The sequence below is a fragment of the Psychrobacter sp. 1Y4 genome (assembly GCF_051847555.1).
The window spans coordinates 1-734 of record NZ_JBPYDE010000502.1 but is presented as its reverse complement, the minus strand read 5'-3'; the positions used below and the strand labels follow the sequence as shown (position 1 = coordinate 734).

At 43.6% G+C, this 734-nt stretch carries 1 protein-coding gene; it reads right to left on the bottom strand.

Annotation, left to right across the window (positions count from 1 at the left end; genetic code table 11):
* Positions 1 to 69: 69 nt before the first annotated feature.
* Positions 70 to 693, bottom strand: a complete 624-nt coding sequence (locus ACS8FC_RS17210) for an anthranilate synthase component II (protein ID WP_439297678.1) — start codon at positions 691 to 693, stop codon at positions 70 to 72.
* Between the last annotated feature and the right edge of the window lie 41 nt (positions 694 to 734).

Genomic DNA, 734 nt, shown 5'->3' with positions numbered 1-734 from the left:
AATCTGTTTTTTATGTGAATCTGTCTATGATTTGAGATAGAGTAATGAAAGCAGGTTCTTAAGTCAAAATTAGCCTACCTGTGGTAGCTCATCTGATGCTAGTTTCGCCAAGCCATAAGTGTGTAAAAAGTTATTAAGTAATTGATAACCTGCTTCGCTCAAAATGGACTCAGGATGAAACTGGACGCCCTCTATGGCAAGTGTCTTGTGGCGGATACCCATGATCTCTTCGATACTACCATCAACATTCTGCGTCCATGCGGTCAGCTCAAGGCAATCTGGCAGGGTACGCTTATCGATGACAAGTGAATGATAGCGTGTGACTTGCGATGGGTTTGGTAATCCGGCAAACACGCCTTGGTCATTATGATAGACGGCTGATAACCGTCCGTGCATAACTTCACCTGCTTTGACGACTTGTCCACCAAACGCCTGCCCAATCGCTTGATGACCCAAACAAATACCAAGTATCGGAATAATGCCTTTGAATGTCTCGATAACTTCGAGCGAAACACCGGCACGATCAGGATCGCATGGACCTGGGCCAATAACAATCACGTCTGGTGCTAAAGTTCGAATCTGCTCGATAGTGACCTGATCATTACGCCAAACGGTGATGTCCTGCTGCAATTCACCGAAATACTGTACGATATTGTACGTAAAGCTGTCGTAATTATCGATCATCAAAATCATGAAGGTTTCAACTTATCAGTTTTATTCTGTTTGTAATATGG